The organism is Streptomyces canus (assembly GCF_001514145.1).
GTDB lineage: Bacteria > Actinomycetota > Actinomycetes > Streptomycetales > Streptomycetaceae > Streptomyces > Streptomyces canus.
Genome location: NZ_KQ948680.1, coordinates 1 through 25939 on the forward strand (window position 1 = coordinate 1; position 25939 = coordinate 25939).

Consider the following 25939-nt stretch of genomic DNA (forward strand, 5'->3'; position numbering starts at 1 on the left):
GGGACAACCCGGCTCTACGGCAGTTGCGCGACCTTCATTTCCATCACGCGGACAAGGACGCGGTGATCGCGTACTCGAAGCGGAGCGGCTCGAACACGGTTCTGGTGGTCGTGAACCTCGATCCGCACCACACCCAGGAGGCCACGGTCTCGTTGGACATGCCGCAACTCGGCCTGGAATGGCACGAGTCGGTGCCGGTGCGCGACGAGCTCACCGGTGAGACCTATCACTGGGGCAGGGCGAACTACGTGCGTCTCGAACCGGGCACTCGCCCCGCGCACATCCTCACCGTCCTGCGACCGTCCACCCCGCAGATCGGAGGGTCACCCACAACATGATCGTCAACGAGCCCGTCCACGACACCTTCGAGGACACCCCTGCCAAGGACCGGGACCCGGACTGGTTCAAGCGGGCCGTCTTCTACGAGGTCCTCGTCCGCTCCTTCCAGGACAGCAACGGCGACGGCGTCGGCGACCTCAAGGGCCTGACCGCCAAACTCGACTACTTGCAGTGGCTGGGCGTCGACTGCCTGTGGCTGCCGCCGTTCTTCAAATCTCCACTCAGGGACGGCGGCTACGACGTCTCCGACTACACCGCCGTCCTGCCGGAGTTCGGTGACCTCGCCGACTTCGTGGAGTTCGTCGACGCCGCCCATCACCGCGGCATGCGCGTGATCATCGACTTCGTCATGAACCACACCAGCGACCAGCACCCGTGGTTCCAGGAGTCCCGGGCCAACCCCGACGGTCCCTACGGCGACTACTACGTGTGGGCCGACGACGACAAGCAGTACCAGGACGCCCGGATCATCTTCGTCGACACCGAGGCCTCCAACTGGACCTTCGACCCGGTCCGCAAGCAGTACTACTGGCACCGCTTCTTCTCCCACCAGCCGGACCTCAACTACGAGAACCCGGCCGTGCAGGAGGAGATGATCTCCGCCCTGCGGTTCTGGCTGGACCTGGGCATCGACGGCTTCCGCCTCGACGCGGTGCCCTACCTGTACCAGGAGGAGGGCACCAACTGCGAGAACCTGCCGGCGACCCATGAGTTCCTCAAGCGGGTCCGCAAGGAGATCGACGCCTCCTATCCGGACACGGTGGTGCTGGCGGAGGCGAACCAGTGGCCGGAGGACGTCGTCGACTACTTCGGCGACTTCGAGAGCGGCGGCGACGAATGCCACATGGCGTTCCACTTCCCGGTGATGCCCCGCATCTTCATGGCGGTCCGCCGCGAATCCCGCTACCCCGTCTCCGAAATCCTCGCCAAGACCCCGGCCATCCCGTCGAACTGCCAGTGGGGCATCTTCCTGCGCAACCACGACGAGCTGACCCTGGAGATGGTCACCGACGAGGAACGCGACTACATGTGGGCCGAATACGCGAAGGACCCGCGTATGCGCGCCAACATCGGCATCCGCCGGCGGCTCGCCCCCCTCCTCGACAACGACCGCAACCAGATCGAGCTCTTCACCGCCCTGCTGCTGTCCCTGCCCGGCTCGCCGATCCTCTACTACGGCGACGAGATCGGCATGGGCGACAACATCTGGCTCGGCGACCGCGACGCCGTACGCACCCCGATGCAGTGGACACCGGACCGTAACGCAGGGTTTTCCTCCTGCGACCCCGGGCGGCTCTATCTGCCGACCATCATGGACCCCGTCCACGGCTACCAGGTCACCAATGTCGAGGCGTCGATGGCGTCGCCCTCGTCGTTGCTGCACTGGACCCGCCGGATGATCGAGATCCGCAAGCAGAACGTCGCCTTCGGCCTCGGCTCCTACACCGAGCTCCCGTCGTCGAACCCGGCGGTGATCGCGTTCCTGAGGGAGTACGAGGACGATCTGGTCCTGTGCGTGCACAACTTCTCCCGGTTCGCGCAGCCGACGGAGCTGGATCTGAGTGCCTTCAACGGACGGCACCCGGTCGAGCTGTTCGGTGGGGTGCGGTTCCCGGCCATCGGTGAGCTGCCGTACTTGCTGACCCTCGCCGGGCACGGCTTCTACTGGTTCCGGCTCCGCAAGGACGCTGTTTAGCCGATGAGGACCCGGGCGAGTCGGTTTCCACCGCCCCGCCCGGGGCACGCATCAGTAACACCCCGATCAGCCAGCCCGGGGAAAGGACGCCACGCCATGTCGGAAGCCGTCACCCGTACCGCCACGACAAGTCCAGGCCTCCTCGCCTCGCTTGATCCACTTCTGCGCGAGTGGTTGCCGCGGCAGCGCTGGTTCGCGGGCAAGGGGCGCCCGGTCACCGGGTTCTCGCTGGTGGCGGCCACCGAGCTGCTGCCGCCCACGGCCAAGCTCGGTCTGTACCACCTGCTGGTGCGTGCCCACCAGCCGCTCACCGTGGGCGCCCCGACGCACCCCGGGGACTGCTACCAGCTCCTCATAGGCCTGCGCGAGGCGCTGCCGCCCCGGCTGGCGCCCGCGCTGATCGGCCATGTCGAGGAGGGCCCGCTCACCGGCCGTACCGCGTACGACGCCCTCTACGACCCACTGCCCGCCGAACTGCTCCTGGAAGCGATCCGCTCCGGGAACCGGATCGGCGGGCTGTCTTTCGAGCGGGACCCGCACCAGGAGATCCGGGAGGGTCTGGTGGCCCGGGTGATGACCGCCGAGCAGTCGAATTCGTCGATCGTCTACGGAGATACGTTCATCCTGAAACTCCTGCGCCGGGTCGTGCCCGGCGTCAACCCCGACCTGGAGCTGCCGCGGGCCCTGGCCCGGGAGGGTTGCCCCCGGGTGCCCGCGCCGACGGGGTGGCTGCAGGCGGAGCTGGCCGGAGAGCCGTACACCCTCGCGGTGCTCCAGCCCTTCGTGCAGGGCGCTTCGGACGGCTGGGAGCTGGCCCTGCGGGAGCTCGCCAAGGGCGAGGACTTCAGCGCCGAGGCGCATGCCCTCGGGCGGGCCACCGCCGAGGTGCACACCGCGCTCGCCCGGGCGCTGCCGACCGTGACGCTGGGGCACCAGCAGCTGCATCTGCTCGTCGACGGCATGATCGAGCGGCTTGAGGCGGCCGTACAGGCGGTCCCCGCGCTCCGGCCGTACGCGCCGGGCCTGCGCTCCGCGTTCACCGCGCTGGGAGATCTCGCCGCCGAGGGCACCACCTGGACCGCCCAGCGCATCCACGGCGACCTCCACCTCGGCCAGTGTCTGCGCTCGGCGACCGGGCACTGGTCGCTGATCGACTTCGAGGGCGAGCCGTCCAAGCCGCTCTCCGAACGCCGGCTGCCGCACCCCACGGCGCGGGACATCGCCGGGATGCTGCGCTCCTTCGACTACGCGGCACACTCGACCGACCTGCCGGTACCGGGCTGGGCCGAGGCGTGCCGGGCCGCGTACTGTTCCGGATACGCCGAGGTCAGCGGCGTGGACCCGCGGACCGATCCGGTGCTGCTGCGCGCGTACGAGACCGACAAGGCGATCTACGAGGTCGTCTACGAGGCCCGGCACCGCCCGGACTGGCTGCAGGTACCGATGGCCGCGGTGGCGCGGTACGCGTCGTCCGACCCGATCTGACCCGACCTGACCTTCGCCGAGGAGGCTCCGCCAGTGACCCCCCGCCCCACCCCCAGCGGTTCGGACCCGAAGAAGTCTGCCGCGAAAGCGGCGAAGACCGTGAAGAAGGCCGCGGAGAAGGGGGTGACCAAGAAGACCGCCGCGAAGAACCCGGATCCGGTGGCCGAGAAGGCGCCCGCGAAGAAGGCCGTGGCGAAGAAGGCCGCCGAGAAGAACGCCGTCAGCAAGTCGGTCACCAAGAAGACCGCCGCGAAGACCGCGAAGAAGGGGACCGCGAAGGCGAAGAAGGTCGCCGCACCGGTCCCGGCGTCGCCACCGGAGGTACCCGCGGCGATCCCGGTCTCACCGGAGGTACCCGCCGCCGACCGCGACCGGCTGCTGTCGGGCACCCACCACGACCCGCACGGGGTGCTCGGCGCGCACGCGGTCCCCGGCGGGGTGGCCTTCCGGGTGTTCCGCCCGTACGCCCGGGCCGTCACGGTCGTGGCCGGGGACGTGCGGGCCGAGCTGCACGACGACGGCGGCGGCTTCTTCTCCGGCCTGCTGGCGCTGCTCGAGGTCCCGCCCTACCAGCTGCTCGTGGAGTACGAGGGGACGGTCCAGGACACGGAGGACGCGTACGGCTTCCTGCCCGCGCTGGGCGACCTCGACCTGCATCTGATCGGCGAGGGCCGGCACGAGCAGCTGTGGACGGCGCTGGGCGCGCAGCCCATGACCCACCAGGGCGTGACGGGCACCCGCTTCACGGTGTGGGCGCCGAACGCGCGCGGTGTGCGGGTGGCGGGCACCTTCAACTTCTGGGACGGGTCGGCGTTCGCGATGCGCTCGCTCGGCTCCACCGGCGTCTGGGAGCTGTTCGTGCCCGGTGTCGGCGAGGGTGAGCTGTACAAGTTCGAGATCACCCGTCCCGACGGCTCCAAGACCCAACGCGCGGACCCGCTGGCCCGCCGCACGGAGGTCCCGCCCAACACGTCCTCGATCATCCACGCCTCGCACCACGAGTGGAAGGACGCGGAATGGCTGGCCCGCCGTGCGGAGGGCGCCCCCGCGCACGAGGCCCCCTTCTCGGTGTACGAGATCCATCTGCCGTCCTGGCGACCCGGACTGACGTATCGTCAGCTCGCCGAGCAGCTCCCCGCGTACGTCAAGGACCTCGGCTTCACCCACGTCGAGCTGATGCCGGTCGCCGAGCACCCCTTCGGCGGCTCCTGGGGCTACCAGGTCACCGGCTTCTACGCGCCCACGGCCCGCCTGGGCACCCCCGACGACTTCAAGTACCTCGTCGACGCCCTCCACCAGGCCGGTATCGGCGTACTGATGGACTGGGTGCCGGCTCACTTCCCGCGCGACGACTGGGCGCTCGCCGAGTTCGACGGCCGCACCCTGTACGAACACGAGGACCCGCTGCGCGCGGCCCACCCCGACTGGGGGACGCTGGAGTTCGACTACGGCCGCCGTGAGGTCCGCAACTTCCTGGTGGCGAACGCCGTTTACTGGTGCGAGGAGTTCCACATCGACGGCCTGCGGGTCGACGCGGTCGCCTCGATGCTCTACCTCGACTACTCGCGCGAGCCGGGCCAGTGGGTCCCGAACGTGCACGGCGGCCGGGAGAACCTGGACGCGGTGGACTTCCTCCAGGAGATGAACGCGACGGTCTACCGGCGGGTCCCGGGCGTGGTGACGATCGCGGAGGAGTCCACGGCCTGGGACGGGGTCACCCGCGCGACGCACCACATGGGTCCGGGCGGCTTCGGCGGTCTCGGCTTCGGCCTGAAGTGGAACATGGGCTGGATGCACGACTCGCTGGACTACATGTCCCATGAACCCGTGCACCGCAAGTACCACCACCACGAGATGACGTTCTCGATGGTGTACGCGTACAGCGAGAACTACGTCCTGCCGATCTCCCACGACGAGGTCGTGCACGGCAAAGGCTCACTGGTCTCCAAGATGCCGGGCGACTGGTGGCAGCAGCGGGCCAATCTCCGTGCCTACCTGGCCTTCATGTGGGCCCATCCCGGTAAGCAACTCCTCTTCATGGGCCAGGAGTTCGCCCAGGGCGCGGAGTGGTCGGAGGCGCGCGGTCCCGACTGGTGGCTCCTGAGCCCGGGGTACGGCGCGGAGGCCGATCACCGGGGCGTCCGTGACCTGGTCCGCGACCTGAACGTCGTCTACCGCCACACCCCGGCCCTCTGGCAGCGCGACACGGACCCGTCGGGCTTCCAGTGGATCGTGGGTGACGCGTCCGAGGACAACGTCTTCGCCTTCCTCCGCTACGACGCGGAGGGGTCCCCGCTCCTCGCGGTCTCCAACCTCTCCCCCGTGGTCCGCCCCAACTACCGCCTGGGCGCCCCGGACGACGTCCCGGCCTGGCTGGAGTCCCTGAACACCGACCTCGCCAAGTACGGCGGCGGCGACGTCACCAACCCCGACATCGTGAAGCCGGACCCCCAGGCCTGGCACGGCCGCCCGGCCAGCATCCAGCTCACCCTGCCCCCGCTGGGGACGGTGTGGCTGCGGCCGGCCTGAACCGCGCCCGCTCACCCTGCGCCAGGCAAAGGTGGAATCCCTTACGGAAGGATCCGGTCTTCTTCCTTGCCTCCGGGCATGAGCCGCCGAAGCACCGTGAGCAGCCGTCGGGCGTATCCGTCGGCGGTCGGCGCGGTGGACGGATCGGCCGGTTCCGGCCGCGGCGCCTTTAGCACCCCCTCGCGCAGTTCGTAGCGCACCGGCAGCAGTCTGAGGCCCCGCACCACCGGCCCCGACCGCCAGGGCAACTGGTCGGGCGGCAGGGTGAGTTCCGCGCGCGCGAAGTGGTCGAGGACGCGTCCGACCGCGGTCGCCACGATCATCCCGCCCAACTCACGCGCCGCGCTGGGGCATTGATGCGGCCCGGCCCCCCACCCCAGATGCGCCCGGGTGGACACTGTCGACCCCACCAGGTGGGACGAGCTGATCGCCAGCAGGTCACGATGGGCAGCCGCGGCGGAGGGGGACACCGCGTCCCCCGCCCGCACCCACACCTCCCCCAGCCGCACGTCCCGCGCGGCGAACCGGAAGCACATGTTGGCCACCGGAGGATTCGCCAGCGCCGCCCGGTTGACCGTTTCTCCCAGCTGCCCGGCCGAAAGGCTCCGCCGGACCGTCGCGTTCCCCCGCAGCACCTCCAGCAGTGTGTTGAGCACCATGTTCCCGGTGATGTCGTTCAGATACACGGCGTTCATGAACAGCTCCCGCCCGAGCTGCTCGTCGCTCAACCCCGGATCCGCGAGCAGCATGTAGGACGTGAGATCGTCACCCGGCCGGGCCCTGCGATGCGCGGCGAGACGGGTGAAGGCTCCCAGGGCACGCGCCGTCGCGGGCCCCGAGTCCGGCCCCCCGTCCAGCATCCGCCACAGATCCATGACCAGCTCGTCGCCCAACTCCACAGGACAGCCGAACAGCTTGGTCGTGACCATGAGCAGCAAGGGCCGCGTGTACTGCGCCCCGAGATCCGCGAACCCCACGGACCCGGACTCCGCCGCCAGCATCCCGACCAGCTCGTCGGCGTACCGTGCGACGGCGGCCCGCAGCTGCCACCCCTCCGGACTCCGCGCGTCCTGGAAGGGGCTCAGCGCCGAGTGATGGGTGCGCCGGGCCCCCAGATGCTCGTCGTCGTCCATGAACATCATCTGCCGTACCTCGTAACCGGCCAGCAACGGCCAGCCCTGCGGCAGCCGCCCCTCGGCCCGCGCCCGCCAGTACCGGATGTCCCGCCGCCACAGACTCTCGTTCCGCAGCACCTCGGTGACCTCGGTGTACCCGAGTACCAGCCACACCGGCACCCCCATCAGACCGACCGGCGCGACCGGCCCGTAGGTGCTGCGCAGGCGTTCGTACACCGCGCCGGGGTCGACGTCGAACTCGGCGGTGAGCAGCGGCTCGACGGGCAGCGACCCGAGCGTGGGGCCGTCGGCCGGCGGGGTCGCGTGGGAGTGGGCTTCCATACCGCACACGCTTACCGCACCGGCCGTGCACACGCAGTGACCATGACAGGAACTGTTACGGCTCGGTGATCCCCGATACGGATGTGTCGGCCAGCGCCTTCGGCAGCCGGCCCGTGTGCAGCACCCCCAGCCGCTGGGTCGCCCGGGTCAGCGCCACATAGAGGTCGCTCGTGCCGTACAGCCCCGGCTCGACCACGAGCACGGAGTCGAATTCGAGCCCCTTCGACTGCCGGGGGTCGAGGAGTACGACGGTCCGCGTCAGATCCGGCTCCGCGCCCGCGGTCACCCCGTCGAGCCGGGCCGCCAGCCTGCGGTGCAGATGACGCGGGGCGATGACCGCGAGCCGCCCCTCGGCGGGGGTCAGCTCCTTCACCGCCTCCGCGACCGCGCCGGGGAGGTCGTCCGTGGCGCGCACCCACGGCCGTTCCCCTGTCGACCGCACCGAACTCGGCGGCTCGAAGCCGGGGTCCGAGGCCCGCACCACGGCGGCCGCGAGCTCCATGATCTCGGCCGGGGTGCGGTAGTTGACGCCCAATCGGGCGTGCTCCCAGCGGTCCTCGACGTACGGCTCCAGGATCTTCTGCCAGGAACCCACACCCGCCGCCTCCGCGGTCTGCGCCGGGTCGCCGACCAGGGTCATCGAACGGGTCGGGCTGCGCCGCATGAGCAGCCGCCAGGCCATGGGCGACAACTCCTGCGCCTCGTCGACGATGATGTGCCCGAACGCCCAGGTGCGGTCGGCCGCCGCGCGCTCGGCGGCGCTGCGGTGGTCGTCCTCCTCCTGCCGTTCGGCGAACCGCTCGGCGTCGATGATGTCGTGCGCGGACAGGACCTCGGAGTCCTCCTCGTCCTTGTCGTCGAACTCGTAGGTCCGCGAGGCGTACGACACGTCCAGCACGCCCTGCGCATAGGCGATCTGCGTCTCCCGCTCGCGCTCGGCCCGGGCCCGGGCCAGCCGCTCGTCCACGCCGAGGAGTTCGGCCGCCTCGTCGAGCAGGGGGACGTCCGCCACCGTCCAACCCCGGGTCACCGGGCGGCGGATGGCGGCCGCGTCCTCGTCGGGGAGGTAGCCGACCGGATCGGCGAGGAAGTCCGCGACCAGCCGCTGCGGGGTCAGACGTGGCCACAACTGGTCGATGGCGGCCCAGACTTCGGGGTTCTCGGCGAGTTCATCGCGGATCTGCGTGATGTCGCTCGGGTCCAGCAGATTCGTCCCGTCGAACGGGTCCGTGCCGATGCGTTCGGCGACCATGTCGGTGAGCGTGTTGAGGATGTGGCCCTCGAAGTGCTCACGGGCCGCGTTGTGCGGCAGCCGGGCGGCCCGGGTGCGCTCGCGGGCGACCTTCACCAGGCCGTCGTCGAGCATGAGGATCTCGCGGTCGTGCTCGATCGCGATCACCGGGTCGGGCAGGGCCTGCCAGTCGCGTACGACGTCGGCGAGGACGTCCGCCATGGCGGCACGCCCCTTCACCGCGGCCGCCGCGCGGCTGTCGGTCGCCGTCGCCTTCACCCCGGGGAAGAGCTCCCCGACCGTCGCGAGCAGCACGCCGGTCTCGCCCAGCGAGGGCAGCACCTCGCCGATGTAACCGAGGAAGGCGGGGTTGGGCCCGACGATCAGCACGGCACGCTTGGCCAGCAACTCCCGGTGTTCGTAGAGGAGATACGCGGCCCGGTGCAGGGCGACGGCCGTCTTGCCGGTGCCCGGGCCGCCCTCGACCACCAGCACCCCGCGGTGGGGGGCACGGATGATCTCGTCCTGCTCGGCCTGGATGGTCTGCACGATGTCGCTCATGCGGCCGGTGCGGGCGGAGTTGAGCGCGGCGAGCAGCACGGCGTCGCCGGTCGGGTCCTCGTGACCGGTCCGTTCCTGGTCGCCCAGGTCGAGGATCTCGTCGTGCAGGTCGGTCACCCGGCGGCCCTCGGTGCCGATGTGCCGGCGGCGGCGCAGGCCCATCGGGGTGTGACCGGTGGCCAGGTAGAAGGGGCGGGCGACGCCGGCTCGCCAGTCGATGAGGATCGGGGTGCGTTCGGCGTCCTCGGCGCGCAGTCCGATCCGGCCGATGTGGTGGGTGGTGCCCGAGGTGAGGTCGATCCGGCCGAAGCAGAGCGAGCCGTCGACCGCGTTCAGCGCGGCCAGCAGCCCCGAGCGCTCGGCGACCAGGATGTCCCGCTCCAGGCGCGCCTGCATGGGGGTGTTGCCCTGGGCGAGCGCGTCCGTGACGGAGACCTCGGTGTCGCCGCGCAGGGCGTCCACATGTGCGTACAGCCCGTCGATGAATTCCTGCTCCTGCCGCAATTCATCGTCCGGAAAACCGGTGTTTGACAATTCCACTCCCGCCCGGATATACTGTGCTCACTGAGCTTCTTTGCGACCCAATACATATGAAGTCGCGAATCATTGAATATACGCAGAGAAATCCCCCGAGCGCAATCGCTCGGGGGATTTCTCTGTATTGCGTCAGGTCACAGGACGTCCGTCAGCTCCTCCAGCAGCCGCCGCTTGGGCCTCGCCCCCACCATCGACCGCACGGGCTCCCCGCCCCGGAACACCATGAAGGTGGGCATCGACAGCACCTTGTAGGCGTTCGTGGTCAGCGGATTGGTGTCGACGTCCAGTTGGACCACCTTGAGCCGCTCGCCCTCCTCCGCGGCGAGAGCCGTCAGCACCGGCTTCATCTGCCGGCACGGCGGACACCAGTCGGCGGTGAACTCCACCAGCACCGGCAGCTCCGAGCCGAGCACCTCCGTCTCGAAGTCCGTGTCCGTCACTTCTGCCACACCCGCTGCCCTGATCACCTGTGGATCCCTCCCAGTTCGCACTGCGGCTCCGGACCACCCGGAACCTCCGCGTCGGCGGCCAGCCCGTCCCGCGCCCGCTCGGCCCGCTCCAGCTGCTGCCCGACCTGGGCCCGCACGGACTGCAACTCACCGATCAGCGCGTCCAGTTCACCGAGCTTGCGCCGGTAGACCGCGAGCGAGGCGGGGCACGCATCGCCCTCGGGATGACCGGCCCGCAGACACTCCACGAACGGCCGCGTCTCCTCCAGGTCGAACCCGAAGTCCTGGAGCGTCCGTATCTGCCGGAGCAGCTTCAGGTCGTCCTCGTCGTAGGTCCGGTATCCGTTGTGGCCGCGCCGCGCGGGCAGCAGGCCCCGCGCCTCGTAGTAGCGCAGCGTCCGCGTCGTGGTCCCGGCCCGTGCGGCCAGCTCGCCGATTCGCATGCCCACGAACGTAGTCCTTGACGCCGACGTCAAGGCAAGAGCGGTTTGCGCTGCACCGGAGAGGTCAGCACGATCGACGTCGTCGTGCGGCCCAGGGTGGAGACCTCTTCCAGGACGTCCTCCAGGTGGACCGTGTCCCGGACGGCGACCTTGAGGATCCAGCAGTCCTCGCCGACCACGTGGTGCACCTCGGTGACCTCGGGGCGCTCCATCAGCTCCAGGGTCCTCGGATGCCTGAGGTTGTAGCCGCCGTGCGGGCTGACCCGGATGAACGCCTGGATGCCGTAGCCGAGCCGGGCCGGGACCACGTGGGCGCCGTAGCCGCTGATCACGCCCGCCGCCTCGAGCCGCCGCACCCGCTCGGTGACCGCCGCCGGGCTCAGCCGCACCCTGCGGCCCAGCTCGCTGAGCTTGATCCGGCCGTCGCTCTGGAGGAGCTCCAGGATCTGCCGGTCCAGCGCGTCGAAGGCCACCGAGGTTTCGTCGGCGGTGGCGCGCAGATGCCATGGTTCTTTCGGTGGTACTTCCCGAACTCCCATGGTTCCCCCTTCAATACGTGGACATACGCCGGGAGAATTATGGTCATGGAAACCCCACGAGAGGTATTGGTCATCGGCGGCAGCCGTTACTTCGGCAAGCGGCTGATCGCACGGCTGCTGGCCGCGGGCGACCGGGTCACGGTCCTCAACCGGGGCTCGTCCGCACCCCCTCGCGGGGCGGTTCACCTGGTCGCGGACCGCGACGACGAAGGCTCGTTGCGCAGCGCTCTGGGCTCCCGCACGTTCGATGTCGTCGTCGACCAGGTCTGCTACACCCCGCGCCAGGCGGCGGTCGCCCGCCGGGTCTTCGCCGGACGCACCCGCCGCTATGTGATGACCTCGACCGTGGAGGTGTACGAGTACGAGGACTCGATCGCCCTCGTCCGGGAGGACGCCGTCGACCCGGCGACCGTACCCGTCGATCTCGGACTTCCCTGGGACGACCCCGAATTCCTCGACTCCCATTACGGAGAAGGAAAGCGACAGGCGGAATCCGTGTTCGCCGCCGACGCCGTATTTCCCTTTACGACCGTCCGCGTGGCCCATGTCCTGGGCGGGGACGACGACTTCACCGGGCGGCTCGCCCATTACGCGGACCGTATCCGCACCGGCGAGCCCATCGCCGTCCCGGTGGACAACCAGCCCGCCACCTACATCCACGTCGAGGAGATCGCCGACTTCCTCGCCTGGACGGTGGGCCAGGACTTCACCGGCCCCGTCAACGCGGCCTCCCACGGGCTGCTGGGCACGGAGGAGTTGTGCAGGGCGGTGGCCGCGCACTTCCCCGAGGGGAAGACCGTCCTCCAACTGGTCGAGCTCGGCGAGGTCTCACCGTTCTCCTTCACCCGCTCCTACGGCATGGACAACTTCCGCGCCACCCGCCTCGGGTTCACCTTCGGCGACGCACGGCAATGGCTACCACGGGCGGTGGCCGAGACACTCGGCACCGCCGCCTGAGATCCGGTACGGCACCCTGGGGTTGGGCTGCGGGCGAACGCGATCGGCCTGGGCACGGCATACGGCCAACGACCCGGCGTGGCGCGTGAGGTGGTTACCGATTCGTCGTGGCGCGCGGGGTGGCGAACGGTTCGTCGTGGCGCGAGCGGCTGCAACTCCCCAGGGGCGCGGGGAACTGCGCGACCAGCCCCCACCGGCCCGCACCCGCCCAACAACCTGACCCGGCACCCCCACAGGCGCCCCGCCCAAGCCCGGCGCAGCTGCGCGAGGCGCTGACGCTGCTCCCGGAGATCACCGACCCGTGGGCCCGGGGGCGTGACCCGATGCGCTGAGCTCGCTCAGCCCGCCGGCCTCCTCCACCTCCAGCAGCGACGCGCTCTGCCGTTCCTCCTCGAAGGCCCGGTGACCGCCGCGGAGGCCGAACAGACGCTTGGCCAGCAGGATGTAGAGGACGGCGAGGATGTTGAGGAACAGTGTGGCGATCTTCAACCAGCTGATGCGCTCGGTGAGTTCGTAGATCTCCAACGGCAGGAAGGCGGCGGTCGCGACCACCGTCAGGTACTCAGCCCAGCGCTTGGCGTACCAGAGGCCGACCGCCTCGACGAGCTCGATGACGGCGTACGCCAGCAGCAGCACGGCCACGAGGACAAGGGTGTGGTGCTCGTACCCGAACGTCTTCTGGACGGTGCCGACGACCGGTGAGTGGTCGAGGTCGTAGTGGAAGTGCCGGAACACCGGCCGGAAGACGTCCAGATACTCGTCGAAGAGCCGGCGCACCGCGTCCTGGCTGTTGCTGAACTTCCACACCGCCACCGCGGCCAGCACGATGAACACCCCGCGCACCGCCCGTTCGAGCGCGAGGAAGCGCAGGATGAACAGGTCCCTGAGCACCTTGCCGCGCGGCACGAGGGGCGCGTGGTCCGCGGGCCCCGAGCCGTGCGGCTCGCCGAGGGCGAAGTCGCCGCAGCGCAGGCAGCGCCACACCCCGCCCAGGGCGGTCTCGGCGTACAGCCGGTCCCGGAGGAGGGGCTCGTCCGGCGCGTACGTCACATGGCCGCGGCGTGCACAGGTGCGCCGGTCCCAGTCGATCTTCATCCCCCGTGTGCCTCCGATGGAAAAGCGTGCCGTCCGGGGACGGCACGCTAGTGGGGCCGGGTAAGAGTTCGGTGAGTCAGCGGGTGCCGACCAGCTCCTTCTCCTCAGCGTTCTGAGCAGCGGGCTCCGCGGCCTTGCGACCGGGCAGCAGCACCGCGACCACCACCGTGCCGACGCCCAGCACGATCGCCCCGATCAGGCTGGTGTGCGCCACCGCGTCGGAGAAGGACGAGCCGACCGCGTCCGCCATCTGCCGGGCACCGGAGGCCAGCTGCCCGGCCTGTGCCTTCAGCTGGGCCGCCTGCTGGGGGTCGGTGGCCCGGGCGGCCTGCGCGGCGACCTGCTGGGCCCGCTCGCCGATGCCCTGCGCGACCGTGTATCCGGCTCCGACCGAGTCCTGCGCCGCGTCCAGCGTCGAGGCGGGAAGCTTGCTGCCGGCGGTGGCGTCGGAGAGGTGGTCCGCGTACGAGGTGGCCAGCAGCGAGCCGAGGATCGCGATGCCGAGCGAGCCGCCGAGCTCGATCGAGGTGTCGTTCACCGCGCCGCCGACGCCCAGTTCGGACTCGGGGAAGGCTCCCATGATCGCGTCCGTGGCGGGCGAGAGGGCGAGGCCGATCGCCAGGCCCAGCACCATCAGGGGCGCGACGAAATCGCCGTACGACGAACCCGCGTCGATCCGGGTGAGCAGGGCGAGGGCCGCCGTGCCGCCGACCATGCCCGCGGTGACCGTCCACTTCATGCCGACCCGCGGGGTGAGGAACCCGGTCAGGGCCGAGCCGACGAAGACCGCGCCGGCCAGCGGCAGCATGCGCAGGCCGGTCTCCAGGGCGCTGTAGCCGAGCACGAACTGGAGGTGCTGGGTGAGGTAGTAGAAGGCGCCGAAGACGGCCAGGAAGAACAGGGCGACGGCGAGGTTGGAGCCCGCGAAGCCGCGGTCGGTGAAGCGGCGGACGTCGACGAGGGGGCGCGGATGGCGCAGCTCCCACACGACGAAGAGCACCAGACCGACGGCCGCGACCCCGGCGGCGGCAAGAGCCTTGGCGTGCCAGCCGAAGTGCGGGCCCTCGATGATCATGTAGATCAGGGCGCCGATCCACACGACCGACAGCAGACCGCCGACGTAGTCGATACGACCGTGCTTCGCGGCCCTGGACGGCGGGACGAGGACGAGAGCGGCGACGACGGCGACGGCCGCGATCGGGACGTTGATCAGGAACGTGGACGTCCAGGCGTGGTGCTCCAGGAGTGCGCCCGCGACCAGCGGACCGGCCGCGATCGCCACGCCGGAGGTGGCGGTCCACACGGTGATCGCCTTGGCCCGCTCACCGCGCGGGAAGGTCGCGGCGAGCAGGGACAGCGTGGCCGGCATGATCATCGCGGCGCCGGTGCCCATCACCGCGCGGGCCGCGATGACCGTCGTGGCACTGTCGGCGAGGTAGCCGAAGACCGCGCCGCCCCCGAACACTCCGAGCCCCAGCAGCAGCGCCCCGCGGCGGCTGTACTTGTCGCCGATCGCGCCGAACAGCAGCATCAGCGCGGCGTACGGGACGGTGTAGCCGTCGATCACCCACTGGAGGTCGGCGCTGGACAGACCGAGGTCCTCGGTCATGTCGGGGGCCGCGACCGTGAGGGCGGTGTTCGCCATCACGATGATCAGCAGGCTGAGGCAGAGGACGAGGAGTGCCCACCAGCGGCGGGCGTAGGGGCGCTCCATCTTCTCGACCGGTTCGGTCATGACGAGTCGCATGGCAGGGGTGGCCTTCCTCGGCAGACTTGCACAGTGATGTGCATTTGCTCAACGCTGCGCAATGTACGCCTGCTGCACAACCATGTGCAAGTTCAGTCGGGGAGGGGCACAATGACGCCCATGACCACGGGCCACTCACCTCGCGCCGAAGCCAACCGCCGCCACATCCTCGATGTCGCACTCACCGAGCTGCTGCGCGACCCCGACGCGTCCATGGACCAGATCGCGCGCGCCGCGGGTGTCGTACGACGGACCGTGTACGGCCACTTCCCGAGCCGTGAGGCGCTGATCGGCACGCTCGTCGACGGGGCCGTGGAGGCGGTGGCGGCCGCGCACGCGGCGGGACGCGAGGGGGCCGAGGACCTGGCGCAGGCCGTGGCGGGCTCCGTGCTCGCGGTCTGGGAGGTCGCCGACCGCTATCGCATCCTGGTCGCGCTCGCCCAGCGCAGCGTCACCGTGCAGGGCATCCGCGAGCGCCTCGCCCCCGTGCGCGAGGCCTGCACCGAGCTGCTCCGGCGCGGCCTGGACACGGGCGTCTTCGTCTCACCGCTGCCCGCGCCCGCGCTGGCGTACGTCCACGAGCAGATGATGTTCGCGGTGATGGAGGCGGTGAACGACGGGCTGCTGGACGCGGAAGAGGCGGGCCGCTCCACCGCGGTCACCGTTCTGACCGCGGCGGGCGTACCCGCCTCTCTGGCCACCGCGCTGGTGGCGAAACTGAGCGACTGAGCTGTTCTTCGGGGAGTGGGTCCGGGCGGCCGAGCTACGGGGGAGTACTCGGCCGCCCGGGGCGGGAGCCGGGCCCGGGTTCAGGTCGGGCCCGGCTCAGCTCTGTGTGGCCGTTCGGCCACCGGCGTCCGGCCGCTCAGGCCTTGGCCAGCTCCTTCTCGCCGCCCTGCTCGGGGATGTCCGCCGAGACCGCGTCGTCATCGTGGTCGAGGAGCGTCTTCTCGTCGAAGGGCAGGTGACCGGCGAGCACCTGGTCGACGCGCTCGCGGTCGATCTCCTTGGTCCAGGTGCCGATCAGGACGGTGGCGACGGCGTTGCCCGCGAAGTTGGTCAGGGCGCGCGCCTCGCTCATGAAGCGGTCGATGCCGACGATCAGGCCGATGCCGTCCACCAGCGCGGGCTTGTGCGACTGGAGACCGCCGGCCAGGGTCGCGAGACCGGCACCGGTGACACCGGCGGCGCCCTTCGAGGCGACGAACAGGAAGAGCAGCAGCGGGATCTGCTCACCGATCGACATCGGCGTGCCCATGGCGTCGGCGATGAACAGCGAGGCCATGGTCATGTAGATCATGGTGCCGTCGAGGTTGAAGGAGTAACCGGTCGGGACCGTGATGCCGACGACCGGCTTGCTGATGCCCAGGTGCTCCATCTTCGCGATGAGCCTCGGCAGCGCGGACTCGGAGGACGAGGTCGACAGGATCAGCAGGAACTCACGGCCCAGGTACTTGAAGAGCGTGAGGATGTTCAGGCCCGCGATGATCCGCAGCAGGGTGCCGAGCACGATGATCACGAACAGGAAGCAGGTGATGTAGAAGCCGACCATCAGGAGCGCGAGGTCCTTGAGCGCGTCCACGCCCGCGGAACCCACGACGGCTGCCATCGCGCCGAAGGCGCCGATCGGGGCGGCCCACATCACCATGGCGAGGATGCGGAAGACGAGCCGCTGGATGTGCTCGACACCGCGCAGGACCGGTGCTCCGGCCGGACCCATGGCCTGCAGCGCGAAACCGGCGAGCAGGGCGATCAGCAGGGTCTGGAGCACCTCGCCCTCGGTGAAGGCGGAGACGAACGTGGTCGGGATGATGCCGAGCAGGAACTCGGTGGTGTCCTTGGCCTCCGCGTCGACCTGCGCATGGCCGACGTCCTTGACCGCGTCGGTCACGGCGAGGCCGGTACCCGGGTCCAGGATGTTGCCGACGACCAGGCCGATGCCCAGCGCGACCAGCGACATGATCGTGAAGTAGAGGAGCGCGATACCGCCGACGGCGCCGACCTTGGCGGCCTTCCGTACCGATCCGATACCGAGCACGATCGTGCAGAAGATGATCGGCGAGATCATCATCTTGATCAGGTTCACAAACCCGGTACCGATGGGCTTGAGCTCCACGGCGAAGTCGGGTGCGACCAGGCCGACCGTGATACCGAGGGCGACCGCGACGATCACCGCGATGTAGAGGTAGTGAGTGCGGTCCTTTTTGACTGCGGGTGCCGTATCGGGGGTGCTGGCGGCCACGGCTGCCCTCCTTGACGTCTTCGTCGGCATGACCGGCGTGCGGCTCACGTCCGGGCTTTGAAGGAATGCCGTGACTATCTCCCGCCCTGTGAGGGCGGTCACCCTTCCGTTCATTTAGTTCACAATCAGCCAGGGAGGCAGACTGACGACATGCGCATCCCCGTACCGAGACCCCGCAGCCTCGCGGCCCAGCTCTTCGCCATGCAGGCCGTGCTGATCGCCGTGGTCGTGGCGGGGTACGCGCTGTTCACGTACGTCAGTGACCGCGGTCAGGCCGAGGAGGCGGCGCGGGTTCAGGCCAGGGCCGTGGCGCGGGCGGTCGCGGACTCCCCGTCGGTGCGCGAGGCGATCGGCACGCCGAAACCCACGGCCGCACTTCAGCCCTACGCGCTGCGGGTCATGGCCGACACCGAGGTCGACTTCGTCACGATCATGAGTCCGCAGGGCATCCGCTGGACCCACCCCGACCCGGACCAGATCGGCAAGCACTTCCTGGGCAACACCGAACGTGCGCTCAAGGGCGAGACCTTCACGGAGACCTACACCGGCACCCTGGGCGCCTCGGTCCGCGCGGTCACCCCGGTCAAGGACGACAACGGGAAGGTCATCGGCCTGGTCAGCGCCGGTATACAGGTCGAGAAGATCAGCGAGCGGGTGCAGGGCCAGCTCACCGCCCTGCTCGCCGTCGCGGGCGGCGCGCTCGCGCTCGGCGCCATCGGCACGTACGTCGTCAACGCCCGCCTGCGCCGCCACACGCACGGCATGAACGCGGCCGAGCTCAGCAGGATGCACGACTATCACCAGGCCGCCCTGCACGCGGTACGCGAGGGGCTGCTGATGCTGGACGGGCAGTACCGTGTCGCGCTGATCAACGACGGCGGACGGGAGTTGCTGGGGGTGTCCCCGCAGGACAGGGTGATCGGGCGGTCGGTTGCCGATCTCGGGCTGCCGGCGCCGCTGACGGGTGCGCTGCTCGCCTCGGAGCCACGGGTCGACGAGGTGCATCTGACGTCCTCGCGGGTGCTGGTCGTCAACACCTCCCCGGTCTCCGGCGGAGAGCAGCGCGGCACCGTGGTGACCCTGCGCGATGTGACCGAACTCCAGTCCCTGATGGGCGAGCTGGACTCCGAGCGGGGCTTCACCCAGGCGTTGCGCTCCCAGGCCCACGAGGCGGCGAACCGGCTGCACACGGTCGTCTCCCTGATCGAACTGGGCCGCGCGGAGCAGGCGGTGGACTTCGCGACCGCCGAACTGGAGCTGGCGCAGGCGCTGACCGACCAGGTCGTGGCGGCGGTCGGCGAGCCCGTCCTGGCCGCCCTGCTGCTGGGCAAGACCGCGCAGGCGAACGAACGCGGCGTGGAGTTGGTCGTGTCGGAGGACAGCCGCCTGGACGACGGGCTGCTGCCGGAGAGCCTTCCGGCCCGGGACCTGGTCACGATCCTCGGCAACCTCATCGACAACGCGGTGGACGCGGCGCAGGGCAGCGTGCGGGCGCGGGTGACGGTGACGGCGTACGCCGATCCGGACCGCTCGGAACTGGTGCTGCGGGTGTCCGACACCGGGGCCGGGGTGGACCCGGCGCACGCGGAGGCGGTCTTCGAACGGGGCTTCTCGACGAAGCCGGCGGGTCCGGGCGGGCGCGGGCTCGGCCTGGCGCTCGTCCGGCAGGCGGTCAACCGCTGCAAGGGCACCCTGACCGTGACGGAGGCCGAAGGGGGCGGCGCCGAGTTCGAGGTACGGCTGCCCCTGGGGGGCGAATCCAGTGGCCCTGAGGATGCCACGGCCCCGGAGGACACGACGACTCTGGAGAGCGCCACCGTCGCTGAGGGCGCCATGGCCGCGGGGAGGGCCACCGCGCCCGATGACTCCACCGCGCCCGAACACGCCACGGCCCCCAAGAACGACAAGACCGCAGACAGCACCACCGACCCCGAGCACACCACGGCCCCGGAGACCGCCACCGGCCCGGAAGCCCTCACCGCCCCCAAGACCCCCAGGGCCACAGACACCACCACCGACCCCAAACACACCACGGCCCCGGAGACCGCCACCACCCCCGACAACACGACGGCTCCCGAGCACGCCACCGGCCCGGAAACCCTCACCGCCCCCAAGACCCCCAAGGCCGCAGACAGCGCTACGGTCCCCCACGGTGCCACGGCCCCCGGAGGCGACGTATGACCACCCAGCAGCCCATCCGTGTCCTGGTCGTCGAGGACGACCCGGTCGCCGCCGACGCGCACGTCCTGTACGTCAACCGCGTCACCGGCTTCACGGCCGTGGGCAAGGCGCACACGGGCGCGGAGGCCCGCCGTCTCCTGGACCGCACGGCCGTCGACCTGCTCCTGCTCGACCTGCATCTGCCGGACGGGCACGGCCTCCAACTGGCCCGTCAGCTGCGCGCGGCCGGACACCAGGCGGACGTGATAGCGGTGACCTCGGCCCGGGATCTGACGGTCGTCCGCGAGGGCGTCTCGCTGGGTGTCGTGCAGTACGTGCTGAAGCCGTTCACCTTCGCCACCCTGCGCGACCGGTTGATCCGGTACGCGGAGTTCCATGCGTCGGCCGGTGAGGCGAGCGGTCAGGACGAGGTGGACCGCGCGCTGGCCACGCTCCGGGCCCCGGGCCCGGCCGCCCTGCCCAAAGGGCTCAGCGCCCCGACCCTGGAGCGGGTGACGGTGGCCCTGCGGGACTGCGCGGAGGGGCTCACCGCGACCGGCCTGGCCGAGGTGGTCGGGATCTCCCGGATCACGGCCCGCCGCTACCTGGAACACCTGGTCGACGCGGGCCGGGCGGCACGCAGTCCGCAGTACGGGACGGTGGGGCGGCCGGAGTTGCAGTACCGGTGGGTCAGGGGGCAGGGGCAGCAGTAGGTCCGGGGTCGGTAAGTCCGAGCCCGTGCACGGTCATTGACGGGACTAGACCACTCCTCTTACGTTCACACGGCAGCCGTCCCGGCCACAACGACGTGAGCCCGTAGGAGGTCATGCCCGTGCGCCCCACCGCCGTACTCCCCTCCCTGCTCGCCACCGCCCTCGCCGCATCCGCCCTCACCGCCTGCGGCGGTTCCGGCAGCGATCCGGACACCGTGAAGGTCTCGTTCAAGCAGTCCACGGACAACTCGATCCACGTCATGGACGACTACCTCGCGGACATGAAGAAGCAGTTCGAGAAGGCGAACCCCGGCAAGAAGGTCGAGCTCGTCCCGATCAAGGCCCCGGACTCGGAGTACTACACCAAGCTGCAGCAGATGCTCCGCTCCGCGAAAACCGCCCCCGACCTGGTCTACGAGGACACCTTCCTCATCAACTCCGACATCACCAGCGGGTACTTGAAGCCCCTCGACGCCTACCTCGCCAAATGGCCCGACTGGAACCGGTTCATCGACACCGCGAAGGCCGCCGCCAAAGCCGAGGACGGCAAGACGTACGGCGTCCCGGACGGCACGGACACCCGGGGTCTCTGGTACGACAAGGGGATCTTCGCCAAGGCCGGCCTGCCCGCCGACTGGCAGCCGAAGACCTGGGACGAGGTCCTCGACGCCGCCCGCACCATCAAGCGCAGGGTCCCGGACGTCACCCCCCTCAACGTCTACACCGGCAAACCCGCGGGTGAGGCCGCCGCCATGCAGGGCTTCGAGATGCTGCTGTACGGGACCGAGGACCGTCTGTACGACGATGCCGCGAAGAAGTGGATCGCCGGCAGCCAGGGCTTCGAGGACGCCCTCTCCTTCGTCGAGACCGTCTACCGGGAGAAGCTCGGCCCGGACGTGTCCACCGCCCTCGACCCCAACATCCAGACCATCGTCCGGGGCGACCTGCTGCCCAAGGGCAAGCTCGGCATCAATCTCGACGGTTCCTGGCTCCCGCAGGACTGGCTGCCCGGCAGCGGACACGAATGGCCCGAGTGGTCGAGCAAGCTGGGGCTCGCGTACATGCCGACCCAGCACGGCCAGGCCCCCGGCAAGGTGAGCATGTCCGGCGGCTGGACCTGGGCCGTCCCCGCCAAGGCGGCCAACCCCGACCTCGCCTTCGAGTTCATCAGAACGATGCAGACCAAGGCCAACGCCCAGAAGTGGTACATCGCCAACTCGGGCATCTCGGTACGCGAGGACGTGGCCGCGGACCCCGCGTACGCCAAGGCCCAGCCCGGCATCAAGTTCTTCACCGATCTGGTCGCCAGCACCCACTACCGGCCCGCCTACCCGGCGTACCCGAAGGTCTCCACCGCGATCCAGGAGGCGATGGAGGGCGTGACGACCGGTGACACCTCCGTCGAGGAGGCGGCCCGGAACTACGACGACTCGCTCAAGGAGGCCACGGACGACCAAGTGATAGAAAAGTGAACCGGCGCTCCCTCGCCCGCGCCCTCCCGGTCACGCCCGCACTCGTCCTGCTGCTCCTCTTCCTCGCCGGTCCCATCGCCTACTGCGCCTACATCGCCTTCACCGACCTGCAGTTGACCGGTCAGGCCGAGTCGTCCTTCGTCGGCTTCGAGAACTTCCGCACGGCCTTCCAGGACGAGGAGTTCCTCAACGCCGTATGGCTGACGCTGGTGTTCACGGTCGTGTCGTCGCTGATCGGGCAGAACACGCTGGGCCTGGCCCTGGCGGCGCTCATGCAGCGCGCCTCGAAGCCCGTGCGCACACTCACCGGAGGCATCGTCATCACCGCGTGGGTGCTCCCGGAGGTCGTCGCGGGGTTCCTCCTCTACGCCTTCTTCCGCAAGGAGGGCACTCTGAACGCCCTGCTCGACCTGCTCCATCTCCCGTCCCAGAACTGGCTGTTCACCCTGCCGATCCTGGCGGTGTCCTTCGCGAACGTCTGGCGCGGCACCGCCTTCTCGATGCTGGTCTACACAGCGGCGCTCGGCGAGATACCGAAGGAGATCACGGAGGCCGCCGAGGTCGACGGCGCCGGCGGCTGGCGCCGGATGTGGCACATCACCCTGCCGATGATCCGGCGCTCCATCGGCACGAACCTGATGCTCAACACCCTCCAGACGCTGTCGGTCTTCGGGCTGATCTGGGTGATGACGAGGGGCGGGCCGGGCGACAAGAGCCAGACCCTGCCCCTGTTCATGTACGAACAGGCCTTCCAGAACAGCATGATCGGCTACGGCACCGCGGTGGCCCTGCTGCTGCTCCTGGTGGGGTCCGTTTTCTCCGTGGTCTATATGCGCCTGCTGCGGACGGAGGTCTGACCATGGCCGCCACGCATCTCGCCGACCGCCGCCGCAACCGCCGACTGGCCGCCGACGCGGGCCTGTTGGCGGTCGCCGCCGCGTTCGTGCTGCCGCTCGCCTGGGTGGTCCTCTCGGCCCTCGATCCGCACGCCGACCTGAGGGTGAAGGCCCCCGACGGCATCACCCTCGAGAACTTCGACGCGATCCTGACCTCCGACATCACCTTCACCCCGCTGCTCAACAGCCTGATCCTGTGCGGCGGGGCGACCCTGCTGACGGTGGTCTGCGCGGCCCTCGCGGCCTATCCGCTGTCCCGCTTCAGCTCCCGTCTCAACCGGCCCTTCCTGCTGTCGATCCTCTTCGCGACCAGCCTGCCCATCACGGCGATCATGGTGCCGGTGTACGCCCTGTTCGTGCAGGTCGACCTGATCGACACCCTCCAGGGCACCATCCTCTTCTTCGCTGCCTCCCAACTCCCCTTCGCCATCTGGCTGATGAAGAACTTCATGGACGGCGTCCCGAAGGAACTGGAGGAGGCGGCCTGGACGGACGGTGCGGGCTCCCTCCAGTCGCTCACCAGGATCGTGCTGCCCCTGATGGGCCCCGGCGTCGCGGTCGTGACGGTCTTCTCCTTCGTCATGATGTGGGGCAACTTCTTCGTGCCGTTCATGCTGCTGCTCACCCCGGACCAGATGCCTGCGTCCGTGAGCATCAACGAGTTCTTCGGCAACCGCGGGATGGTGGCGTACGGGCAGCTCGCCGCGTTCTCGATCGTCTACTCGACGCCGGTGATCCTGCTGTACGTACTGATCGCCCGGCGGCTGGGCGGGGGCTTCGCACTGGGCGGAGCGGTCAAGGGATGACCCGGCTCACGAAGGGAGCACCCCGGGCCGGAACGGCTCCACTCCCACGACTCTGCGCACCCGCACCGGCGCGATCAGCAGCATCACCCGCCGCTCCCCCTCAAGAAGCCACGGATACCGCTCCTCGCCGATGTACTTCCGCGTGAGCCGGTCCATGGAGCGCTCCGCCTCCTCGCCCTCCACGAACCGCACCACCCGGCCCCGGATCTCGACGCGGTCGTAGGGGTTGTCGGGGTCGTGGTGGGAGAGGGAAACGTTCGGATTGCGCCGCAGGTTTTCCTCCTTCACACGTCCGATCGCCGTGTTGACCATGACGTACTCACCTTCGAGATCCGCCCACATGGGCGAGACCTGCGGCGCTCCGTCCGGACCGACGGTCGCCAGATGCCAGAAGTTCGGCGCCAGCAGCCGCTCGCGAATATGCCCCTCTACCTTGCCATTCACTTCGTACACGAAGATCACACCTCTTTCCGGCCACCCGTCCGGGCGCCCGGCGCCATCCTCGCCACCGCGCCCGCACCGCCGACAGACGATCTTCGGCCAGCCCGAACGTGCAGCCGAAACCGTAGATTCCCACAATCCGTGATCCTGGCCGAACAGACCGTAGTCACCGGACGTCCGTTTCCCTAACTTGTGGGCCGTGCGCCGACCCCCAGCCCTGCCGAACCAGCCCGGACCGCCCTTCGACAACCTCACCGCCCGCAGACTCCGTGTCGCTCTCGGCATGGGGCCCGAGCACGTGGCCTACGGGCTGCGCGTCTCGTACGGGCTCCCCTACGTCGCCCCGGATCTCGTCGTCGCCTGGGAGCGCGGGACCGTGTGCCCCACCAGTCCGGAACTCACCGCTCTCGCGGGCGTGTTGTGGTGCTCCCCCGGTGAACTCATCGGCCGTCCCCGCACCCTGCGCGAACACCGCGTCGCGCGCGGCATCGCCCCCGAGGACGTCGCCCGCGCCGTGGGGCTCGAACTGCTCGCCTACCTCGCCATGGAGGAGCACGACGAGTGGCGCGGCACCGACCGCCAGTCCGCCGCCCTCGCCGACCTGCTGGAGCTGAACCTGCCGGACTTCGTCGCCGTCACGGGACGCGAGAAGCGGCTCGCCGAGTGTCTGCGCGGCGCGGTCGGCACCCGCTGGCAGGCCTACGTCCGTCAGGTGGCGAAGATCGTGCCCCTGGACCGGCGGGTGGTGGAGGAGACTCTCATGGATCTGCACCGGCAGTACCAGGGGCAGATGGTGTCCACCCTGAGCTGGGGCGGGGGCGGCGAGCGCGCCGGTGAGGCCGGCCAGGAGTTCCTGGACGAGATCATGGAGCGGTTCTGGGAGGCGGTCGAGACACGGCCGTAGCACGACGACCGCCCGGACGCATGCCTAGAAGACCGACTCCGCCTCGTCCATCCGGTCCTTCGGGACCGTCTTCAGCTCGGTGACCGCCTCGGCGAGCGGCACCATCACGATGTCGGTGCCCTTGAGCGCGGTCATCCTGCCGAACTGGCCCCGGTGCGCGGCCTCCACCGCGTGCCAGCCGAAGCGGGTGGCGAGGACCCTGTCGTACGCGGTGGGCACGCCGCCGCGCTGCACATGTCCGAGGATGACCGGCTTGGCCTCCTTGCCGAGCCGGCGCTCGAGCTCGTACGCCAGGGCCGTGCCGATGCCCTGGAAGCGCTCGTGGCCGAACTTGTCGATCTCGCCCGTGCCGTAGTCCATGCTGCCCTCGGCGGGGTGGGCGCCCTCGGCGACGCAGACGACCGCGAACTTCTTGCCGCGGGCGAAGCGCTCCTCGACCATTTTGACCAGGTCGGCCGGGTCGAAGGGGCGCTCGGGCAGGCAGATGCCGTGGGCGCCGGCGGCCATGCCGGACTCCAGGGCGATCCAGCCCGCGTGCCGCCCCATGACCTCGACGACCATCACGCGCTGGTGGGACTCGGCGGTGGTCTTGAGGCGGTCCATGGCCTCGGTGGCGACACCGACCGCGGTGTCGAAGCCGAAGGTGCGGTCGGTGGAGGAGATGTCGTTGTCGATCGTCTTCGGGACGCCGACGACCGGGAGACCGGCGTCGAACAGCATGCGGGCGGCCGTGAGGGTGCCCTCGCCGCCGATCGGGATCAGCGCGTCGATGCCGAACTCGTGGATCATGTCGGAGGCGCTCTCGCACGCCTCGCGCAGCCGGTCGCGCTCCAGGCGGGAGGAGCCGAGGATGGTGCCGCCGCGGGCCAGGATGCCGCTGACGCTGTCCAGGTCGAGGGCGCGGTAGCGGCCGTCCAGGAGGCCGGAGTAGCCGTCCTCGAAGCCGATGACCTCGTCGCCGTAGTTGTCGACCGCTCGGTGCACGACCGACCGGATCACTGCGTTCAGACCAGGGCAGTCGCCGCCTGCGGTGAGAACTCCGATGCGCATCGTGCTGTGTCTCCTGCTCGCTGTTGATACCGGTGAGCCGATTCCGATTGTTTCACGTCCCGCACGGGGCGGACGCACCCCGTGCTGCCGGGCGCCTTATCCATCGTCCGGGGTATTGTCAAGAGGGTTTCCGCTCACCTCGGTGGGCGATTTTCATGACAGCGACTTTTCCGAAGGCGACGGAACGGAG

The 25939-nt window shown here is 69.8% G+C and carries 22 protein-coding genes; 12 read left to right on the forward strand and 10 right to left on the reverse strand.

From position 1 onward, the window contains the following. From AQJ46_RS46045 to glgB, 4 genes are all read left to right on the forward strand, one after another. Window positions 1–338, forward strand: a 338-nt coding sequence (locus AQJ46_RS46045) for an alpha-glucosidase C-terminal domain-containing protein (protein ID WP_225887607.1), incomplete at its 5' end; no start/stop codon positions are given. Further along, window positions 335–2035 carry a maltose alpha-D-glucosyltransferase gene (treS, locus tag AQJ46_RS46050; RefSeq protein ID WP_059211341.1) on the forward strand — a complete coding sequence of 567 codons (1701 nt, stop codon included), beginning with the start codon at window positions 335–337 and terminating at the stop codon, window positions 2033–2035. The genes AQJ46_RS46045 and treS, both read left to right, overlap by 4 nt. A 96-nt stretch (window positions 2036–2131) precedes the next feature. Next, the gene (locus tag AQJ46_RS46055; RefSeq protein WP_059211342.1) at window positions 2132–3520 is read left to right on the forward strand and encodes a maltokinase N-terminal cap-like domain-containing protein; all 1389 of its coding nucleotides are present in this window, start codon (window positions 2132–2134) and stop codon (window positions 3518–3520) included. A 33-nt stretch (window positions 3521–3553) separates the two neighbouring features. Next, window positions 3554–6049, forward strand: a complete 2496-nt coding sequence (glgB, locus tag AQJ46_RS46060; protein ID WP_079072766.1) for a 1,4-alpha-glucan branching enzyme — start codon at window positions 3554–3556, stop codon at window positions 6047–6049. A gap of 41 nt (window positions 6050–6090) precedes the next feature. Here glgB and AQJ46_RS46065 read toward each other — a convergent pair whose 3' ends face one another. The 5 genes from AQJ46_RS46065 to AQJ46_RS46085 all read right to left on the reverse strand — a co-directional run bounded on the left by AQJ46_RS46065 (window position 6091) and on the right by AQJ46_RS46085 (window position 11266). Further along, window positions 6091–7506 (reverse strand): cytochrome P450 family protein, encoded by a 1416-nt coding sequence (locus AQJ46_RS46065; protein ID WP_059211343.1) that lies wholly within the window; start codon window positions 7504–7506, stop codon window positions 6091–6093. A gap of 55 nt (window positions 7507–7561) precedes the next feature. Then, window positions 7562–9850: a HelD family protein gene (locus AQJ46_RS46070; RefSeq protein ID WP_079072767.1), complete on the reverse strand. Its 2289-nt coding sequence runs from the start codon at window positions 9848–9850 to the stop codon at window positions 7562–7564. 119 nt (window positions 9851–9969) lie between these two features. Then, window positions 9970–10284, reverse strand: a complete 315-nt coding sequence (locus AQJ46_RS46075) for a thioredoxin family protein (protein WP_059211406.1) — start codon at window positions 10282–10284, stop codon at window positions 9970–9972. A gap of 14 nt (window positions 10285–10298) precedes the next feature. After that, window positions 10299–10727, reverse strand: coding sequence for a MerR family transcriptional regulator (locus AQJ46_RS46080; protein ID WP_059211407.1), 429 nt, complete (start codon window positions 10725–10727; stop codon window positions 10299–10301). Window positions 10728–10756: 29 nt separating this feature from the next. Continuing rightward, window positions 10757–11266, reverse strand: coding sequence for an Lrp/AsnC family transcriptional regulator (locus AQJ46_RS46085; RefSeq protein WP_208617102.1), 510 nt, complete (start codon window positions 11264–11266; stop codon window positions 10757–10759). Window positions 11267–11311: 45 nt separating this feature from the next. Between AQJ46_RS46085 and AQJ46_RS46090 the strand changes: the two genes are divergently transcribed. Beyond that, window positions 11312–12223 (forward strand): NAD-dependent epimerase/dehydratase family protein, encoded by a 912-nt coding sequence (locus AQJ46_RS46090; protein ID WP_079072774.1) that lies wholly within the window; start codon window positions 11312–11314, stop codon window positions 12221–12223. Between the two features lie 291 nt (window positions 12224–12514). On the opposite strand, the gene AQJ46_RS46095 is transcribed toward AQJ46_RS46090, so the two are convergent. Together AQJ46_RS46095 and AQJ46_RS46100 are read right to left on the reverse strand one after the other, a co-directional pair. Further along, window positions 12515–13318, reverse strand: a complete 804-nt coding sequence (locus AQJ46_RS46095; RefSeq protein WP_059211347.1) for a DUF2127 domain-containing protein — start codon at window positions 13316–13318, stop codon at window positions 12515–12517. A gap of 76 nt (window positions 13319–13394) precedes the next feature. Next, complete coding sequence (locus tag AQJ46_RS46100) at window positions 13395–15065, reverse strand: MFS transporter (protein ID WP_059211348.1); 1671 nt, start codon at window positions 15063–15065, stop codon at window positions 13395–13397. Between the two features lie 111 nt (window positions 15066–15176). Between AQJ46_RS46100 and AQJ46_RS46105 the strand changes: the two genes are divergently transcribed. After that, window positions 15177–15794 (forward strand): TetR/AcrR family transcriptional regulator, encoded by a 618-nt coding sequence (locus AQJ46_RS46105; RefSeq protein WP_079072768.1) that lies wholly within the window; start codon window positions 15177–15179, stop codon window positions 15792–15794. 136 nt (window positions 15795–15930) lie between these two features. Here AQJ46_RS46105 and AQJ46_RS46110 read toward each other — a convergent pair whose 3' ends face one another. Then, complete coding sequence (locus AQJ46_RS46110) at window positions 15931–17337, reverse strand: cation:dicarboxylate symporter family transporter (protein ID WP_059211408.1); 1407 nt, start codon at window positions 17335–17337, stop codon at window positions 15931–15933. 120 nt (window positions 17338–17457) lie between these two features. Between AQJ46_RS46110 and AQJ46_RS46115 the strand changes: the two genes are divergently transcribed. The 5 genes from AQJ46_RS46115 to AQJ46_RS46135 all read left to right on the forward strand — a co-directional run bounded on the left by AQJ46_RS46115 (window position 17458) and on the right by AQJ46_RS46135 (window position 23354). Next, window positions 17458–19488, forward strand: coding sequence for a sensor histidine kinase (locus tag AQJ46_RS46115; RefSeq protein WP_225887608.1), 2031 nt, complete (start codon window positions 17458–17460; stop codon window positions 19486–19488). Beyond that, the gene (locus tag AQJ46_RS46120) at window positions 19485–20180 is read left to right on the forward strand and encodes a response regulator (protein ID WP_057612029.1); all 696 of its coding nucleotides are present in this window, start codon (window positions 19485–19487) and stop codon (window positions 20178–20180) included. Before AQJ46_RS46115 ends, AQJ46_RS46120 begins: the two co-directional genes overlap by 4 nt. A gap of 113 nt (window positions 20181–20293) precedes the next feature. Continuing rightward, the gene (locus AQJ46_RS46125) at window positions 20294–21652 is read left to right on the forward strand and encodes an extracellular solute-binding protein (protein WP_059211350.1); all 1359 of its coding nucleotides are present in this window, start codon (window positions 20294–20296) and stop codon (window positions 21650–21652) included. Next, a complete protein-coding gene (locus tag AQJ46_RS46130; RefSeq protein WP_059211351.1) occupies window positions 21649–22509 on the forward strand; it encodes a carbohydrate ABC transporter permease in 861 nt (286 codons plus the stop codon). Before AQJ46_RS46125 ends, AQJ46_RS46130 begins: the two co-directional genes overlap by 4 nt. Window positions 22510–22511: 2 nt before the next feature. Continuing rightward, entirely contained in the window at window positions 22512–23354 is an 843-nt protein-coding gene (locus AQJ46_RS46135; protein ID WP_059211352.1) for a carbohydrate ABC transporter permease, read from the forward strand. 6 nt (window positions 23355–23360) lie between these two features. On the opposite strand, the gene AQJ46_RS46140 is transcribed toward AQJ46_RS46135, so the two are convergent. Then, complete coding sequence (locus tag AQJ46_RS46140) at window positions 23361–23816, reverse strand: PPOX class F420-dependent oxidoreductase (protein WP_079072769.1); 456 nt, start codon at window positions 23814–23816, stop codon at window positions 23361–23363. A 178-nt stretch (window positions 23817–23994) separates the two neighbouring features. Here AQJ46_RS46140 and AQJ46_RS46145 point away from each other — a divergent pair, with 178 nt between their 5' ends. Continuing rightward, window positions 23995–24699 (forward strand): helix-turn-helix domain-containing protein, encoded by a 705-nt coding sequence (locus AQJ46_RS46145; RefSeq protein ID WP_107117473.1) that lies wholly within the window; start codon window positions 23995–23997, stop codon window positions 24697–24699. 24 nt (window positions 24700–24723) lie between these two features. On the opposite strand, the gene AQJ46_RS46150 is transcribed toward AQJ46_RS46145, so the two are convergent. Further along, window positions 24724–25749 carry an ATP-dependent 6-phosphofructokinase gene (locus AQJ46_RS46150; RefSeq protein WP_059211354.1) on the reverse strand — a complete coding sequence of 342 codons (1026 nt, stop codon included), beginning with the start codon at window positions 25747–25749 and terminating at the stop codon, window positions 24724–24726. Between the last annotated feature and the right edge of the window lie 190 nt (window positions 25750–25939).